Origin of the sequence: Streptomyces sp. NPDC058401, assembly GCF_042722885.1 — a bacterium.
Lineage (GTDB): Bacteria > Actinomycetota > Actinomycetes > Streptomycetales > Streptomycetaceae > Streptomyces.
Window position 1 is genome coordinate 42988 of sequence record NZ_JBHXKA010000047.1, and the last position, 15943, is coordinate 58930.

Consider the following 15943-nt stretch of genomic DNA (forward strand, 5'->3'; position numbering starts at 1 on the left):
CGACTTCAAGGAGCCACAGCACATGGCCGACTCCAGTTTCGACATCGTCTCGAAGGTCGAGCGGCAGGAGGTCGACAACGCCCTCAACCAGTCCGCCAAGGAGCTCTCGCAGCGCTACGACTTCAAGGGCACGGGCGCCACGATCGCCTGGTCCGGCGAGAAGATCCTGATGGAGGCGAACTCCGAGGAGCGCGTCAAGGCCGTCCTGGACGTCTTCGAGACCAAGCTGGTCAAGCGCGGGATCTCCCTCAAGGCGCTCGACGCCGGTGAGCCGCAGCTGTCCGGCAAGGAGTACAAGATCTTCGCCACGATCGAAGAGGGCATCTCCCAGGAGAACGCCAAGAAGGTCGCGAAGATCATCCGCGATGAGGGCCCCAAGGGCGTCAAGGCCCAGGTCCAGGGTGAGGAGCTGCGCGTCAGCTCCAAGAGCCGCGACGACCTCCAGGAAGTCCAGGCCCTCCTCAAGGGCAAGGACCTGGACTTCGCGATCCAGTACGTGAACTACCGCTGATCACCGGCTTCGGCCTCGGTTCAGCCCGCACGCCGGCCCGGCGGCCCTTCGAGGACCGCCGGGCCGCGGTCGTTGCGGCGGGGCGGTGGGAGGGAAAGCACCGGCCGCGGGTGCGGTGTCGCGGGACCGGCGCTCGGTGGGTGTGTGCCGGGCGTGAGCGGCGTACGCGCCCGTGCCGCCCTCCGTGTGCACTTGGGCGGGCGGTAGTGCGCCCACCAGGGTGAGGGGTGTCCGTCACCGCCTCGACAGGGGGTTCCCGCATGCCTGGGGCCGGCACGTTTCGTGAAGACTTCGGGGCGTCCGTGGTGGTCGCCCTGGTCGCGCTACCGCTCTGCGTCGGAGTGGCCGTCGCCTCCGGGGTGCCGGCCGAACTCGGGATCCTCACCGGGGTGGTGGGCGGGCTGGTCACCGGCTGGTTCCGGGGCAGCTCGCTCCAGGTGAGCGGCCCGGCCGCCGGGCTCACCGTGCTCGTCTACGAGGCCGTGCGGACGTACGGGCTGCCCGCGCTCGGCGTACTCGTCCTGGCCGCCGGCCTGGTGCAGCTGGGCATGGGCGTGCTGCGGCTCGGGCGGTGGTTCCGGGCGATCTCCGTGGCCGTCGTGCACGGGATGCTGGCCGGCATCGGGCTCGTGCTGATCGCCGGTCAGCTGTACGCCCTGGCCGGTGCGCAGGCCCCGGCGCGCACCCTGGAGAAGCTGGCCGGGGCACTGGCGCTCGGCGGGCGCGCCGACTGGACCGCCGTGGCGCTCGGGGCCGGGACCGTCGCGGTCATGGTGGCCTGGCGGCGGCTGCCCGACCGGCTGCGGCTCGTACCGGGGGCGCTCGTCGGGGTCGCGGCCGCGACCACCGTGGCCGTGCTGCTGCGGCTGCCCGTGGAGCGGGTCCGGGTCACGGGCGTCCTGTCGGCCGTGACCCCGCCCGGCTGGGCCGACTTCGGGGTGCTCGCCTCCGTCGGGGCCGTCGGGACGGTGGTGGCGCTCGCTCTGATCGCCTCCGCCGAGACGCTGTTCAGTGCGGCGGCCGTGGACCGCATGCACGACGGGGACCGGACCGACTACGACCGCGAACTGGTCGCCCAGGGCGTCGGGAACACCCTCTGCGGACTGCTCGGAGCCCTGCCGATGACCGCCGTCATCGTCCGCAGCGCCGCCAACGTCGAGGCCGGCGCCCGCACTCGGGCCTCCCGGATCCTGCACGGCGGCTGGCTGCTGCTGTTCGCCGTGGCCGTTCCGGGGCTGCTGGAGTCCGTTCCGCTCGCCGCGCTGGCCGGGGTGCTGCTGCACGCCGGGTGGAAGCTGCTGCCGGTGCGGGCGGTGGCCGCCCTGTGGCGCTCGCACCGGGGCGAGGCGGTCGTCCTGGTGGCGACGGCCGCGGCGATCGTGGCGACGAACCTCTTCGAGGGCGTGCTCGCCGGGCTGGGGCTCGCCGTCGCCAAGGCGGCCTGGGAGACCTCCCACGTGCACATCGAGCCGGTCTGGGAGGGCGACGAACTGCGCGTGCGGATCCTGGGGAACGCCAGCTTCCTGCGGCTGCCCAAACTGCTCGACGAACTGGACGCGCTGCCCCGCGGCGGCGTGGTCCACCTCGACCTGAGCGGGCTGCGCCATCTCGACCACGCCTGCCTGACCGCGCTGGACGGCTGGGAGCGCAGCCGCACACGGATCCCCGGCCGGGAAGGCGTCATCTAGCCCGGATACCCTCCGCCCGTGACCGCCGTGAACTCTGTGCACATGAAGCGCACCCTGGGCGTCTTCGACGCCGTCGTCGTCGGGCTCGGCGCGATGATCGGCGCCGGGATCTTCGCCGCACTGGCCCCGGCGGCGCGCGCGGCCGGCGGGGCGCTCCTGGCGGCGCTCGCGCTCGCGGCCCTGGTGGCGTACTGCAACGCGCACTCCTCGGCGCGGCTGGCCGCCCGCTACCCCTCCTCTGGCGGCACCTACGTGTACGGGCGCGAACGGCTCGGGCCCTTCTGGGGTTTCCTGGCCGGCTGGGGCTTCGTCGTCGGCAAGACGGCCTCCTGCGCGGCGATGGCCCTCACGGTCGGGGCCTACGTCTGGCCCGGGCAGCAGCACGCCGTGGCCGTGGCGGCGGTGGTGGCACTGACCGCCGCGAGCTACGGGGGCGTGCAGAAGTCCGCCCGGATCGCCCGGGTGATCGTGGCGGTGGTCCTGGCCGTCCTGGCCGGGGTCGCGGTGGCGTGCCTGTCCTCCGGCGCGGCCGACGCCGGGCGTCTCGGCGGCCCGGACTGGGCCGCGGCCGGGCTGCTCCAGGGCGCCGGGCTGCTGTTCTTCGCCTTCGCGGGGTATGCCCGGATCACCACGCTGGGCGAGGAGGTGCGTGACCCGGAGCGCACGATCCCGCGGGCGGTGCCGCTCGCCCTGGGGATCGCCCTGCTCGTCTACGCCGCGGTCTCGGTGGCGGCGTTGTCGGTGCTCGGCGCCGATGGTCTGGGGCGGTCGGCGGCCCCGCTGGCCGACGCCGTGCGCGCGGCCGGGTGGCCCGGACTGACTCCCGTCGTCCGGGTGGGTGCGGCTCTGGCAGCGCTGGGCTCGCTGCTGGCGCTCGTACTCGGGGTGTCGCGGACCACCCTGGCGATGGCGCGGGACGGCCATCTGCCGCGCGCGCTGGCCGCCGTACATCCCCGGCATCAGGTGCCGCACCATGCCGAGCTGGCGGTGGGCGCGGTGGTGGCGGTGCTCGCGGCCACCACCGATCTGCGGGGAGCGATCGGCTTCTCCTCCTTCGGCGTGCTCGCCTATTACGCGATCGCGAACGCCTCCGCGTGGACTCTCGATTCAGGTGTCAAGGACCGGGCCGTGGCAGCGGTGGGGCTGTCCGGCTGCGTGGTGCTGGCCTGTGCGCTGCCCGTCGCGTCGACGGTGACGGGGGCCTCGGTTCTGGCGCTGGGCGCGCTGGCCTACGGTGTGCGCCGGCGGTTCACACCCGGGTTCTGAAGTCCGCCCAGGGGGTCAGTTCCAGGTCCCAGTCCTCCCCCGCGCCCGATTCCCCGCTGAACCAGGCGCTGCCGTCGAGCCAGCCGCGGAGCCAGTCGGCGAGGGTGGGTGATTCGAGGGACCAGACGAGGCCGGGCTCGCCCGAGTTCGGTTCGAACAGCAGGACTTGGGCGGTTTCCGAGCGGCAGTCCACGCAGGCGCGCAGGTCGCAGCCGAGGTCGGCTATGGACAGGACGCCCTCGGGCCGGCGCCAGGCCGACGCGCGCATCGCGGTGTATTCGGCGACGGCGCGCTCCAGGGGCAGCAGCCCGTGCTCGGGGCCGAAACCGCCGTCCGCCACGCGGGTGTGGAGGGCCGCGAGGAGCGGGGGCAGGGCGAAGCCGAGTACGGCCTCGGCCCGGTGCAGTTCCGCGGTGGGCAGGGGCGCCGGAAGGGGCGCGGTCGGGGTGCCGGTGGCCGCCCGCCGCCCCTGGTGGGGGCCGTGCGCGCGGCCTGCGACTTGCTTCAGCAACTGCTCGGTCTCATCCATGCACACAGAGTGACACCCCCCACTGACAATCGCCCTGACCTGCGATTTCAGCGATCGCATGAGGGAGGATCGGCCTCAGTCCGCCCGGTGCTCCGTGTTCCGCGCCGGGGCGTGGGAGTCGTAGCCGACGAAGAAGGTGGGCCGGCGCTGCACCGCCGTGTAGATGCGGCCGATGTACTCGCCGAGCAGGCCGACGCAGATCAGCTGCACGCCGCCGAGGAACAGCATCACGATGAACAGCGAGGTCCAGCCGGGGACGGTATGGCCCTTCAGGTAGATCGCCAGGGTGGCGCCCACCATCAGCAGGCAGCCGAAGAAGCTGGCCACGCCGAGCCAGGTCGCCAGCCGCAGCGGAGCGGCGGAGAAGTTGATGACGCTGTCGACGCCGAGGCGCAGCATCTTGCTCAGCGGGTACTTGGTCTCCCCCGCGACCCGCTCCTCGCGCTGGTAGGTGACCTGGCCGCTGGGGAAGCCGAGCCACGGCACGAGGAGGCGGTACACCTGGTGCTGGTCGGGCATGGCCTTGACCGCGTCGACCGCGGCGCGGCTCAGCAGCCGGAAGTCGCCCGCCTGCGCGGGCACCTGCTTGCCGACCAGGCGGCGCACCAGCCAGTAGTACGCGCCGGCCGTGTGCCGTTTGAACCCGGTGTCGGTGCTCCGGTCGGCCCGGACCCCGTAGACGATGTCGAGGCCGTCCGCGCGGGCCAGGTCGAGCATCTCGGGGATCTTCTCGGGCGGGTCCTGGAGGTCCGCGTCGATGCTGGCCACGTACGCGCCCGAGGCGCTGTGCAGGCCCGCGGTGAGGGCGGCCTGGTGGCCGGAGTTGCCGCGCAGCCGCACGATCCGCAGTTCGGGCCACTTGGCCTGGAACTCGGTGAGCAGTTCCGCGGTGCGGTCCTTGCTGCCGTCGTCGACGGCGACGACCTCGTAGCGGACGGCCATGGCGTCGAGTGCCGGGCGCAGCCTGCCGACCAGGGCCGGCAGCGCGTCCTCCTCGTTGTACATCGGCACGACCACCGAGAGGGTCATGAAGGGCTCAGCCGGCTCGGAGGGCTGAGCGGGCTCGGAGGGCTCGGGGAACTCGCAAGGCCCAGAAGGCTCAGAGGACTCAGGGGGCTCAGTCGACATCGGTTCTTCCCTGCCCGTCGTGCGTGCCGCTCGTCCGCGTCACTCTCCGCAACCCGGAACTTTAATACGAGTGGATGAACCGGCTCCGGGCCCGGCGCGGCTCAGCGCGAGGCGAACGGGGCGTCCGTGGGGACGATCTCACGGCCCAGCGGGAGCAGGGAGAGCGGGACCATCTTGAAGTTGGCGATGCCGAACGGGATGCCGATGATCGTGATGCACAGGGCGATGCCGGTGACGATGTGGCCGAGGGCCAGCCACCAGCCGGCGAGCACCAGCCACAGCACGTTCCCGATGCAGGACGCGGCGCCCGCGTCACGCCGCTCGACGGCCGTGTACCCGAAGGGCCACAGGGCGTACACGGCGATGCGGAACGAGGCTATGCCGAAGGGGATTCCGATGATGGTGATGCAGAGGATCACACCCGCCAGGCAGTAGCCCAGGAAGAGCCAGACTCCGCTGAGGACGAGCCAAATGAGGTTCAGGATGGTCTTCACTGGCTGCGTCCTGCCATCTGTTCGAGCCGGGCGATGCGCTCGGCCATCGGGGGGTGTGTGGAAAACATTTTGGACAATCCTTCGCCGGGACGGAAGGGATTGGCGATCATCATGTGGCTCGCCGTCTCGATCCTCGGCTCGGCCGGCAGCGGGAGCTGCTTGGTGCCGGCGTCCAGCTTGCGCAGGGCGCTGGCGAGGGCGAGCGGGTCCCCGGTGAGCTGGGCCCCGGAGGCGTCCGCCTCGTACTCGCGCGAGCGGCTGATGGCGAGCTGGATCACGGAGGCCGCGAGCGGGCCCAGGATCATGATCAGCAGCATGCCGAAGAGGCCCGGTCCCTCGTCGTCGTTGGAGCGGCCGATGGGGATCAGCCAGGCGAAGTTGACCAGGAACATGATCACGGAGGCCAGGGCGCCCGCGACGGACGAGATGAGGATGTCGCGGTTGTAGACGTGGCTGAGCTCGTGGCCGATGACCCCGCGCAGTTCGCGCTCGTCGAGTATGCGCAGGATGCCCTCGGTGCAGCAGACGGCGGCGTTGCGCGGGTTGCGGCCGGTGGCGAAGGCGTTGGGGGCTTCGGTCGGGGAGATGTAGAGCCGGGGCATCGGCTGGCGCGCGGACGTGGAGAGCTCGCGCACCATGCGGTAGAGCTCGGGCGCCTCGAACTCGCTGACGGGGCGGGCCCGCATCGCGCGCAGGGCCAGCTTGTCGCTGTTCCAGTAGGCGTACGCGTTGGTGCCGAGGGCCACGAGGACGGCGACGATCAGGCCGCCCCGGCCGAAGAAGCTTCCGATGAGGATGATGAGGGCCGACAGACCACCGAGGAGTACGGCGGTCTTCAGCCCGTTGTGCCGGCGGTGCACGGTGCGCCCTCCAAGTGGTGCGGCAGGGGGACCCGTCCAGGATCTGGGGATCGGAGGGCCTACGGTCCAGTGGACCCTCCCTTCCTGGTCAACGCGAGGTGAGGGCGGCAGGTTCCCCGGGCCCACCCGTCCCCGCCGCCCCGGCGGACCGGGGGACGGGGGTGCGGCGGGTGCGTCGCAGGCCGGCGGCGGGCGCACCGCGGGTTAGGCCGTACGGGTTACGGGCGCGCGGCTGCGGCGGCTCCGGACGGGCGCCGGGAGGGCTCCGACCGGGCTCCGACCGGGCTTCGACCAGCCTCCGGCAGCGGTTCTGCGGCGGCCCCTACAGCGGGAAGAGGCTGCCCGTCGCGAACCGCAGGATGAGCTGCGGAGCGCCCGAGAGGACCAGCGCGGTGGCGGCGGTGAGCACGATGGCCACCGTGACCGGCCAAGGGGTCCGGGTACGGGGCTGCGCGCCCTCCTGCGCGCCCTCCTGAGCCGCGTCCGCCTCGGGGGTGCGGAAGAGCAGGGCGGTCCAGCGCAGGTAGTAGTACAGGGCGACGACGACGTTGACGGCCATGACCACGGCGAGCCAGCCCAGGCCCGCGTCGACCGCCGAGCGGAAGACGGTGACCTTCGCGAAGAGCCCGATGATGCCGGGCGGCAGACCGGCCAGGCAGAGCAGGAAGAAGGCCATCGCGAGGGCGGCGAGCGGGTTCTCGGCGTACAGGCCCCGGTAGTCGGCGAGCCGGTGCAGCGGCTTCGTACGGGCCACCAGGGCGGCCACGGAGAAGGCGCCGAGGTTCACGGCGGCGTACATGAGGGCGTAGGCGACGGTGGAGCCGATCTGGTCGCGGCCGGCGTAGGCGGCAGCTGCGATCGGGACCAGGAGGTAGCCGGCCTGGCCGACCGAGGACCAGGCGAGGAGGCGTACGGCGCCGTTCGGGCGGTCGGCGGACTGGCGCAGGGCCGCCGCGTTGCCGAGGGTCATGGTGAGCGCGGCGAGGACCGCGAGGGCCGGGCCCCAGACGTCGGAGTACGCCGGGAAGGCGATCACCGTGACGAGGATCAGCCCGGTGAAGCCGACGGCCTTGCCGATGACCGACAGGTATCCGGCGACGGGCAGCGGGGCGCCGACGTAGGTGTCCGGGACCCAGAAGTGGAAGGGGACGGCGGCCGTCTTGAAGGCGAAGCCGACCAGGGTGAGCGCGACGCCGGCCATGGCGAGGGTGTCGAGCTGTCCGGGGACGTGTCCGAGCCGGTCGGCGACCTGGGTGAGGTGCAGGGAGCCGGTGGCGGCGTAGACGAAGCTGACGCCCATCAGGGAGACGGCGGTGGCGGTGACCGAGGACAGGAAGAACTTGAGGGCGGCCTCGGAGGAGAGCCGGTCGCCGCGGCGCATGCCGACGAGGGCGAAGGCGGGCAGCGAGGCGACTTCGAGGGCGACGATCAGGGTGGCGAGGTCGCGGGAGGCGGGCAGCAGGGCAGCGCCGGCGGCGGAGGAGAGCAGCAGGAACCAGTACTCGCCGGCCGGCATGCGCGCCTCGCGGACGGCGGTGACCGACAGCAGGGCGGTGACCAGGGCGCCGCCCAGGACGAGGAACTGGACGACGAGCGCGAAGTGGTCGGCCGCGTAGCTGCACGCGGCGGGGTCCGACGTGCCGGGTCCGGTGAGGCAGAAGGTGGTGCGGTCGCCGGCGCGCAGCGGCAGCAGGGTGGCGGTCGCGGCGGCCAGTCCGGCCACGGAGATCCACCCGAGCAGCGGCTTGCGGTGCTCCGGTACGAACAGGTCGAGGACCAGTACGAGGAGGCCGACGGCGGCGGTGATGACGACCGGCGCGATGGCGAGCCAGTCGACGGACTGGACCAGGCTGGGGGTGTCCGTGCCGGCGCCGGCCGCGACGGTGACGAGCGGCTGCACGAAGGGCTGGACGAGGGGCTGAAGGACCGTCATGAGTTCCCTCCCGCGAGGAGCTTCTGGACGGCCGGGTCGGTGAGGCCGAGGAGGACCGCGGGCCACAGGCCGGCGAGGAGGGTGAGGGCGACGAGCGGGCTCCAGGCGGCGTACTCGTAGCGCTGGATGTCCGCGAGGACCACCGGGGCGGCGGCGCTTTCGCGCGCGGCCTTCGGGTCGCCCATGCACACCCGTCGTACGACGATCAGAAGATAGGCGGCGGTGAGCAGGGTGCCGAACGCGCCGGCGGCCATGTACGTGAGGAACGCGGGCCGCGACAGGCCCTCGGCGGGGTTGAACGCGCCGAAGAGGGCCAGCATCTCGCCCCAGAAGCCGGCCAGGCCGGGGAGGCCGAGCGAGGCGATGGCGGCGAAGGCGAGGAGGGCTCCGAAGCGCGGGGCGCGGCCGTAGAGGGCCGCTCCGGTGGCTCCGGCGAGGGTGTCGAGATCGGCCGTGTTGTAACGGTCTTTGAGCGAACCGACAAGAAAGAAGAGAAGGCCGGTGATCAGACCGTGCGCGACGTTGGCGAACAGCGCGCCGTTCACGCCGGTGGGGGTCATGGACGCGATGCCGAGGAGGACGAAGCCCATGTGGCCGACGGAGGAGTACGCGATGAGGCGCTTGAGGTCGCCCTTGTTGCCCTTGCGGGCGAGGGCGAGGCAGGCCAGGGACCCGTAGACGATGCCGACGGCGGCGAAGGCGCCCAGGTACGGGGCGAAGGTGGCCATGCCGTCGGGGGTGGCGGGCAGCAGGATCCGGACGAACCCGTAGGTGCCCATCTTCAGCAGGACGCCCGCGAGGAGGACGGAACCGACGGTGGGCGCGGCCGTGTGGGCGTCCGGCAGCCAGCTGTGCAGCGGCCACATCGGGGTCTTCACGGCGAGCCCGATCCCGATGGCGAGAACGGCCAGGACCTGGGTGGTGTGGGACAGTTCGCGGCCGTTGTCGGAGGCGAGTGCCACCATGTCGAAGGTGCCGCTGTTCAGCCCGATCAGGAGCAGGCCGAGCAGCATGACCACGGAGCCGAGGAGGGTGTAGAGGATGAACTTCCAGGCGGCTGCCTGCCGCTGAGCACCGCCCCAGCGGGCGATGAGGAAGTACATCGGGATGAGGACCATCTCGAAGGCGAGGAAGAACAGCAGCAGGTCGAGGACGGCGAAGGTGGCGAGGGTGCCGGACTCCAGGACCAGGAGCAGGGCGACGAAGGCCTTCGCGGAGGGGCCCGCGGGGAGCTTGAAGTAGCTGTAGAGCGCGCAGAGGAAGAACAGCAGCGCGGTCATCAGGAGGAGGGGGAGCGAGATGCCGTCGATGCCGAGGTGGATCCGGACGTTCAGGGCCTGGATCCAGCTGATGTCCGTCGTCGCCTGGAAGCGGGACGGGGCGTCGTGGTCGAAGCCCACGGCGAGGACGATCGCCGCGGCGAGGATGGCACCGGTCACGGTCACGCCGTGGCGGAGCACGGCCTGTTCGGGGCTCTTGCCCTTCAGTCCGGGCGGGGCCGGCAGGAGGGCGGCGACGGCGCCGACGAGCGGGCCGGCCACGACGAACGCCAGAAGGAACTGCATCACGGACGGGCTGATATCAATCACGGCTGACTCACGGCTCACGATCCGGCGTTGACGTTGGCGAGGACGGCGGTGGCGATCGCCAGGACCACGGCGCCGGCGAGCAGGGCACTCAGGTAGCTCTGCACGTTGCCGGTCTGGGCGCGGCGGACGAGGCCGCCGAGCAGCCGGGGGCCGAGTCCCGCGCCACGGACGTACGAGTCCACGACCTCGCGGTCGAGGAAGCGCACGAGGGCTGCGGCGGCTCGGACGGGGCGGATGAACAGGCGGTCGTAGACGGCGTCGAGGTGGAAGCCGACGGCGGCGTGCCGGTGCAGCGGACCGAGCAGCGCGCGGCCGGGGTCGGCGGCGGGGGCCGTGGAGACGACCGGGTGGTCCTGGGTGACCTCGGCGACTTCGGGGCTCTCCGCGGCGGACTCGGCGGCGGCGACGGCCGCGGGCACTGCGGCGGTGGCCGGCACCGCGGCGGTGGGTACCTCGGCGGTGGCTCCGGCCGGGGCGGTCTGGGGCTGGGCCAGGAGCTGGGCCTGGGCGCGCTGCCACAGGGCGTAAGTGAGGACGGCGCCGACGGCGGCGGCGCCGGTGCCGAGGACCGAGGTCGTCAGCGACGGGGTGAGCTCACGGCCGTCGAAGAAGTCGGAGAGGGGCCCGGCCAGCAGGCCGAAGCCCACGGACGGGACGGCCAGCAGCCACAGCACGCCGGTCATGGCGACGGGCTCCTTGCCGTGGTCGGGGGCGGCTGCGCCCCGGCCGCGGAAGGCCATCAGCCACAGCCGGGTGGCGTAGGCGGCGGTGAGCAGGGCGGTCAGCACGCCGGCGACGAGGACCACCCAGCCGGCCGCGCTCGGGGCGAGCTCCGAGTGGCCGCCGGCGGTGTGCTCGGCGGCGACGAGGACGGCTTCCTTGGAGAAGAAGCCGGCGAAGGGCGGGAAGGCGGCGAGCGCGAGCAGCGCGATCGTCATCGTCCAGAAGGCGTCGGGGATGCGCTTGGCCAGGCCGTCCATGCGGGACATGGCGGAGAGGGAGTTCGTCCCCGCGGCGTGGATGATCACGCCGGCGCCGAGGAACAGCAGCGCCTTGAAGGCGCCGTGGGACAGGAGGTGGAAGACGGCGGCGGCGCGGTCGCCGACGGCCAGGGCTCCGGTCATGTAGCCGAGCTGGCCGATCGTGGAGTAGGCGAGCACCCGCTTGATGTCGTCCTGGGCCAGGGCGGCGAGGGCGGAGCCGACCATCGTGACGGCCGCCATGACGGCCAGGACCACCAGCGCGGCCCGGGAAGCCGCGAAGACGGGGAGGAGGCGGGCCACGAAGTAGACGCCGGCGGCGACCATCGTCGCCGCGTGGATCAGTGCGGAGACCGGGGTGGGGCCCGCCATGGCGTCCGGAAGCCAGGTGTGCAGCGGGAACTGCGCGGACTTGCCCGCGACTCCGGCCAGCAGCAGGAGCGCGATGAGCGTCGGGTGATCGAGCCCGCCCGCGGCGACGGTGCCCAGGATCTTGGTGATCCGGAAGGAGCCGGCGTCGGTGGCGAGGGCGAACAGGCCGATGAGGAAGGGGACGTCGCCCAGCTTGGTGACGAGGAAGGCCTTCAGGGAGGCGGAGCGGGCCGCCTCGGTCTCCCAGTAGTGGCCGACCAGGAAGTACGAGCAGATGCCCATGATCTCCCAGCCGACCAGCAGCACCATCAGGTCGCCGGAGTAGACGACGAGCAGCATGGCGGAGGTGAACAGTGAGACCAGAGCGGCGTAGGACGGGTAGCGCGGGTCCTCGCGCAGGTACGCCGTCGAGTAGATCTGCACGCAGGTGGCGACGAGGCCGACGAGGACGGCCACCATGACGGCGAACCCGTCGAGGTGGAGCGAGAGCTCGATGGGCACCGAGCCGGTCGGGGTCAGCTCGGTCGCCGTGTCGATCGCCTTGCCGCCGCCCTGGCGGAAGGCGACCAGGACCGCGAGGACGGCGGCGGCCAGCGTGGGCAGGACGGCGAGCGGCTTGACGAAGCCGGGGGCGGTGCGGCCGAGCAGCAGTCCCGCGAGCGCGCCCAGGAAGGGCAGGAGGGGGACCAGTACGGCGAGGGTCGGGGTGCTCACGCGGCGGCTCCGGTCGCAGGGTTCGCGCTGTCCGGGTGCACGCCGGCCGGGTTCGGGCCGTCCGTCTCGTGGCCCTCGGCGGTGTCGCGCAGTCGGTCGACGTCCGCGGTGCCCCGGTTGCGGTAGACCATCAGCACGATCGCGAGGCCGATGCCGATCTCGGCGGCGGCGATGGCGATGGTGAAGAGGGTGAGGGCCTGTCCGGCGTGCAGGCTGTCGCGCAGCCAGACGTCGAAGGCCACCAGGTTGAGGTTGACGGCGTTGAGCATCAGCTCGACGGACATCAGGACCAGGATGGCGTTGCGGCGGGCGAGCACTCCGTACAGGCCCGTGCAGAAGAGGAGCGCCGCCAGCACGGCGGGGTAGGCGAGGTGCATCAGCGCTGCCCCTTCTTGTCGGCGGCGGTCGCGGCGGGCGGCGCGGTGTCGGAGGGCGCACTGTCGGGGGTGTCCTTGCGGGACAGCACGATGGCGCCGATCAGGGCCGCGAGGAGGAGGACGGAGAGCGCCTCGAACGGCAGCACCCAGTGCCGGAAGAGGATCTCTCCGGAGACCTTGGTGGAGCCCTGGGCGGGGCCGTCGAGGTCGATCCAGGTGGTGCGGAAGGCGTCGACGACCACCCAGACGAGCGCGGCGGCCGCGACGAGGGCGACGCCGAGGGCGACCGGGCGGTTGCCCGAGTCGGCGTCCGGCGAGCGGCCGATGGGGGCCTTGGTGAGCATCAGCCCGAAGAGGAGGAGGACGACCACGGAACCGAGGTAGATCAGTACCTGGACCCAGGCGATGAACTCGGCGGTCAGCAGCAGGTACTCGACGGCGATCCCGCCGAGGGCGACGACCAGCCATAGGGCGGCGTGCACGAGCTGCTTGGTGGTGACCGTGATCGCGGCCGCGCCGAGGGTGGCGAGGCCGACGAGGACGAAGGCGATCTCGACGCCGGTCGGGGAGAGGAAGCCGTTGCCTTGGGCGGCTGCGGTGATCACGCGTCTCCTTCCGGGGCCGTGGCCGAGTCCGGGGCCGGGGTGTCGGGGTTCGCCTCGGCGGCTGCGGCGGCTGCGGCGGCTGCCGCGGCAGCGGTCTCCGCCTTCTCCACGGCCTTGCGGGCGGCCGCGATCTCCTTGGGCTCCTCGGCGGCCGGGTCCAGGGCGGGCGGGGCCGGGACGGTCCACATCCACTCGCGCAGCTTGTCGCGCTCGTGGGTCAGTTCGTGGATGTCGGTCTCCGCGTACTCGAACTCCGGCGACCAGAACAGCGCGTCGAAGGGGCACACCTCGATGCAGATGCCGCAGTACATGCAGAGGGAGAAGTCGATGGCGAAGCGGTCGAGGACGTTGCGGCTGCGCTCACGGCCACCGGGGGCGGCGGCCGGGAGCGTCTCCTTGTGGGAGTCGATGTAGATGCACCAGTCGGGGCACTCGCGCGCGCACAGCATGCAGACCGTGCAGTTCTCCTCGAACAGGCCGATGACCCCGCGCGAGCGCGGCGGGAGTTCGGGCTGCACCTCGGGGTACTGGGCGGTGTGCGAGCGCTTCGTCATCGTGCGCAGCGTGACGGCCAGGCCCTTGGCGAGGCCGGAGCCGGGGATGGGGGGCATTTACTGGATCGCCACCTTCACGATGCCGGTGAGCGCGATCTGGGCGAGCGCGAGCGGGATGAGTACGGTCCAGGCGAGCTTCTGCAGCTGGTCCTCGCGGAGCCGGGGGTAGCTCACGCGGAGCCAGATCACCACGAAGGAGAGCGCGGCGATCTTGAGCAGGGTCCAGGCCCAGCCGAAGCCGTCGCCGCCGAAGGGGCCGTGCCAGCCGCCGAGGAACAGGACGGTGGTGAGGGCGCACAGGACGACGATGCCGGCGTACTCGGCGAGCAGGAACAGCGCGAAGCGCAGGCCGGTGTACTCGGTGTACGCGCCGAAGATGATCTCGGAGTCGGCGACGGGCATGTCGAAGGGGGGACGCTGGAGTTCGGCGAGGCCCGCGGTGAAGAAGACGAGCCCGCCGACGATCTGCCAGGGCAGCCACCACCACTCGAAGGCGCCGACGATGCCGGGGAGCGACACCGTTCCGGCTGCCATGGCGACCGAGGCCGCCGCGAGCAGCATGGGGAGCTCGTAGGCGAGCAGCTGGGCGGCGGTGCGGAGGCCTCCGAGGAGGGAGAACTTGTTCGCGGAGGCCCAGCCGGCCATGAGCGAGCCGAGCACTCCGATGCCCATGACGGCGAGCGCGAAGAAGAGCCCGGCGTCGATGACCTGGCCGACGGCGCCCTCGCCGGGGCCGATCGGGATGGCGAGGAGGACCAGGAGGTACGGGAGGAGCGCGACGGCGGGGGCGATCTGGAAGACGCGGCGGTCGGCGTTGGCCGGGACGATGTCTTCCTTCTGCGCGAACTTGACTCCGTCGGCGACGAGCTGGGCCCAGCCGTGGAAGCCACCGGCGTACATGGGGCCGAGGCGGCCCTGCATGTGGGCCATCACCTTGTGCTCGGTCTGCCCGACGACGAGCGGGAGCACGAGGAAGACGGCGAAGACGACGATCAGCCGCAGGGCGACGTCGAGGACGTCGTTCACGCGGCGCCTCCGGTGGGGTCGTTGGGGGTGGACTCCGGCTTGGAGGGCTCCGGCTTGGAGGGCTCCGGCTCGGAGGGCTCCGGCTCGGAGGGCTCCGGCTCGGAGGGCTCCGGCTCGGAGGGCTCCGGCTCGGAGGGCTCCGGCTCGGAGGGCTCCGGCTTGGAGGGCTCCGGCTTGGGAGCGGGCGTGGACCCGGGCTCGGGCTCGGGCTCCTGCTCGGGCTCGGGCTCGGGCTCGGGCTCGGCGGAGCCTGCCGGGCCGTCGGCCGGAGCGGTCTGGTCCGCCGGAGCGGGCGGGGGCGCCGGTTCGGCCGTGGCCGGAGCCGCCGCAGGGGCCGGGGCCGCCGGGCTCGCCGGAGCGGCCGAGGCCGCTTGGTCAACCGGTTCGGCCGGGGTGGCCGGTTCGGCCGGTGCCGCCGGGGTGACCGGTGCCGCCGGGGTGACCGGGGTGGCCGGTTCGGCCGGGGTGACCGGGGTGACCGGGGTGGCCGGAGCAGACGATTCCGGTGCCGGGGTGTCGAAGGCGGGCTTCGGGTTGTGCCAAGGGGCGTCCGCGCTGCCGCGTACCGGGCGGGCGGGGGCCTGCGACTCCGCCGCGGGCGGAACCTCGGCTTCGGCCGGAGTTGCGGCGGCCTGGCTCGCGGAGCCGTCCGCGACCGAGCGGGTGCGGCGCGCCGGGCGGACCGGGGCTTCCGCCGGGGCCGCCGAGGCTTCGGACGGACCCGGGGTGGCTGCCGGGGCCTCGGTGGCCGCCGGACCTGGGGCCTCCACCGGACCCGGGGCCTCGACCGGGGCCGGGGTGGCTGCCGGGGCCGGGGTGGCTGCCGGGGCCGAGGTGGCCTCCGTCTGGCTTGCGGAGCCGTCCGTCACCGAGCGGGTGCGGCGGACCGGGCGGGCCGGGGCTGCTTCGGTCGGGGCCGCAGGGGCTACGGGCGGGGTGGCGTCCGTGGCCGGGGGCTCCGTCTGGCTTGCGGAGCCGTCCGTCACCGAGCGGGTGCGGCGGACCGGCCGGCCCGGGGCCGGCTCGGTCGGGGCCGCAGGGGCTCCGGGCAGGGTGGCGTCCGTGGCCGGGGGCTCCGCCTGGCTTGCGGAGCCGTCCGTCACCGAGCGGGTGCGGCGGACCGGGCGGGCCGGGGCTGCTTCGGTTCCGGGTGCCGGGGCTTGCGCGTCGGGCGTGCCGGCCGCCGCCTCCGGGTCGCCCTCCCGGATGGCCCGGTACATGGCGGTGTGCTCCTTCACCGCTTCCGCCGCATGACCGCCGACCGTGCCGTGCAGTCCGATCGTGCTGGACTGGCGCTGCAGCCGGCGTGCCTCACGC

At 72.9% G+C, this 15943-nt stretch carries 14 protein-coding genes and 1 pseudogene; 3 read left to right on the forward strand and 12 right to left on the reverse strand.

The genetic code is table 11. The features are described 5' to 3' along the window. Window positions 1-22 precede the first annotated feature (22 nt). The 3 genes from ACFWNV_RS19235 (at window position 23) to ACFWNV_RS19245 (ending at window position 3465) form a co-directional block, all read left to right on the forward strand. A complete protein-coding gene (locus ACFWNV_RS19235) occupies window positions 23-511 on the forward strand; it encodes a YajQ family cyclic di-GMP-binding protein (protein WP_266905515.1) in 489 nt (162 codons plus the stop codon). A 260-nt stretch (window positions 512-771) separates the two neighbouring features. Continuing rightward, window positions 772-2199, forward strand: coding sequence for a SulP family inorganic anion transporter (locus ACFWNV_RS19240; protein ID WP_383948113.1), 1428 nt, complete (start codon window positions 772-774; stop codon window positions 2197-2199). Window positions 2200-2241: 42 nt separating this feature from the next. Further along, the gene (locus ACFWNV_RS19245; protein ID WP_383948141.1) at window positions 2242-3465 is read left to right on the forward strand and encodes an APC family permease; all 1224 of its coding nucleotides are present in this window, start codon (window positions 2242-2244) and stop codon (window positions 3463-3465) included. Here ACFWNV_RS19245 and ACFWNV_RS19250 read toward each other — a convergent pair. The 12 genes and pseudogenes from ACFWNV_RS19250 to ACFWNV_RS19305 all read right to left on the reverse strand — a co-directional run. Then, entirely contained in the window at window positions 3449-3994 is a 546-nt protein-coding gene (locus ACFWNV_RS19250) for an SMI1/KNR4 family protein (RefSeq protein WP_383948116.1), read from the reverse strand. The genes ACFWNV_RS19245 and ACFWNV_RS19250 overlap by 17 nt on opposite strands. Window positions 3995-4069: 75 nt before the next feature. Beyond that, complete coding sequence (locus ACFWNV_RS19255; protein ID WP_383948119.1) at window positions 4070-5023, reverse strand: glycosyltransferase family 2 protein; 954 nt, start codon at window positions 5021-5023, stop codon at window positions 4070-4072. A gap of 200 nt (window positions 5024-5223) precedes the next feature. Next, the gene (locus ACFWNV_RS19260) at window positions 5224-5616 is read right to left on the reverse strand and encodes a YccF domain-containing protein (protein WP_383948122.1); all 393 of its coding nucleotides are present in this window, start codon (window positions 5614-5616) and stop codon (window positions 5224-5226) included. Then, window positions 5613-6476 (reverse strand): zinc metalloprotease HtpX, encoded by an 864-nt coding sequence (gene htpX, locus ACFWNV_RS19265; RefSeq protein WP_383948125.1) that lies wholly within the window; start codon window positions 6474-6476, stop codon window positions 5613-5615. The genes ACFWNV_RS19260 and htpX overlap by 4 nt, the downstream gene beginning before the upstream one ends. Window positions 6477-6798: 322 nt before the next feature. Further along, entirely contained in the window at window positions 6799-8409 is a 1611-nt protein-coding gene (locus ACFWNV_RS19270) for an NADH-quinone oxidoreductase subunit N (RefSeq protein ID WP_383948128.1), read from the reverse strand. Then, window positions 8406-9974, reverse strand: coding sequence for a NuoM family protein (locus ACFWNV_RS19275; RefSeq protein WP_383948144.1), 1569 nt, complete (start codon window positions 9972-9974; stop codon window positions 8406-8408). Before ACFWNV_RS19275 ends, ACFWNV_RS19270 begins: the two co-directional genes overlap by 4 nt. A 38-nt stretch (window positions 9975-10012) precedes the next feature. Further along, entirely contained in the window at window positions 10013-12064 is a 2052-nt protein-coding gene (locus tag ACFWNV_RS19280) for an NADH-quinone oxidoreductase subunit L (RefSeq protein WP_383948131.1), read from the reverse strand. Then, window positions 12061-12441, reverse strand: coding sequence for an NADH-quinone oxidoreductase subunit NuoK (gene nuoK / locus ACFWNV_RS19285; RefSeq protein WP_383948133.1), 381 nt, complete (start codon window positions 12439-12441; stop codon window positions 12061-12063). The genes ACFWNV_RS19280 and nuoK overlap by 4 nt, the downstream gene beginning before the upstream one ends. Next, window positions 12441-13043, reverse strand: coding sequence for an NADH-quinone oxidoreductase subunit J (locus ACFWNV_RS19290; protein ID WP_383948147.1), 603 nt, complete (start codon window positions 13041-13043; stop codon window positions 12441-12443). Before ACFWNV_RS19290 ends, nuoK begins: the two co-directional genes overlap by 1 nt. After that, a complete protein-coding gene (locus tag ACFWNV_RS19295) occupies window positions 13043-13657 on the reverse strand; it encodes a NuoI/complex I 23 kDa subunit family protein (RefSeq protein ID WP_383948136.1) in 615 nt (204 codons plus the stop codon). Before ACFWNV_RS19295 ends, ACFWNV_RS19290 begins: the two co-directional genes overlap by 1 nt. Continuing rightward, on the reverse strand, window positions 13658-14626 hold the full coding sequence (locus ACFWNV_RS19300; protein WP_383948139.1) for an NADH-quinone oxidoreductase subunit H: 969 nt from the start codon (window positions 14624-14626) through the stop codon (window positions 13658-13660). It abuts the gene before it with no gap. After that, window positions 14623-15943, reverse strand: a pseudogene (locus ACFWNV_RS19305) (hypothetical protein); the annotation flags it as partial. The pseudogene ACFWNV_RS19305 and the gene ACFWNV_RS19300, both read right to left, overlap by 4 nt.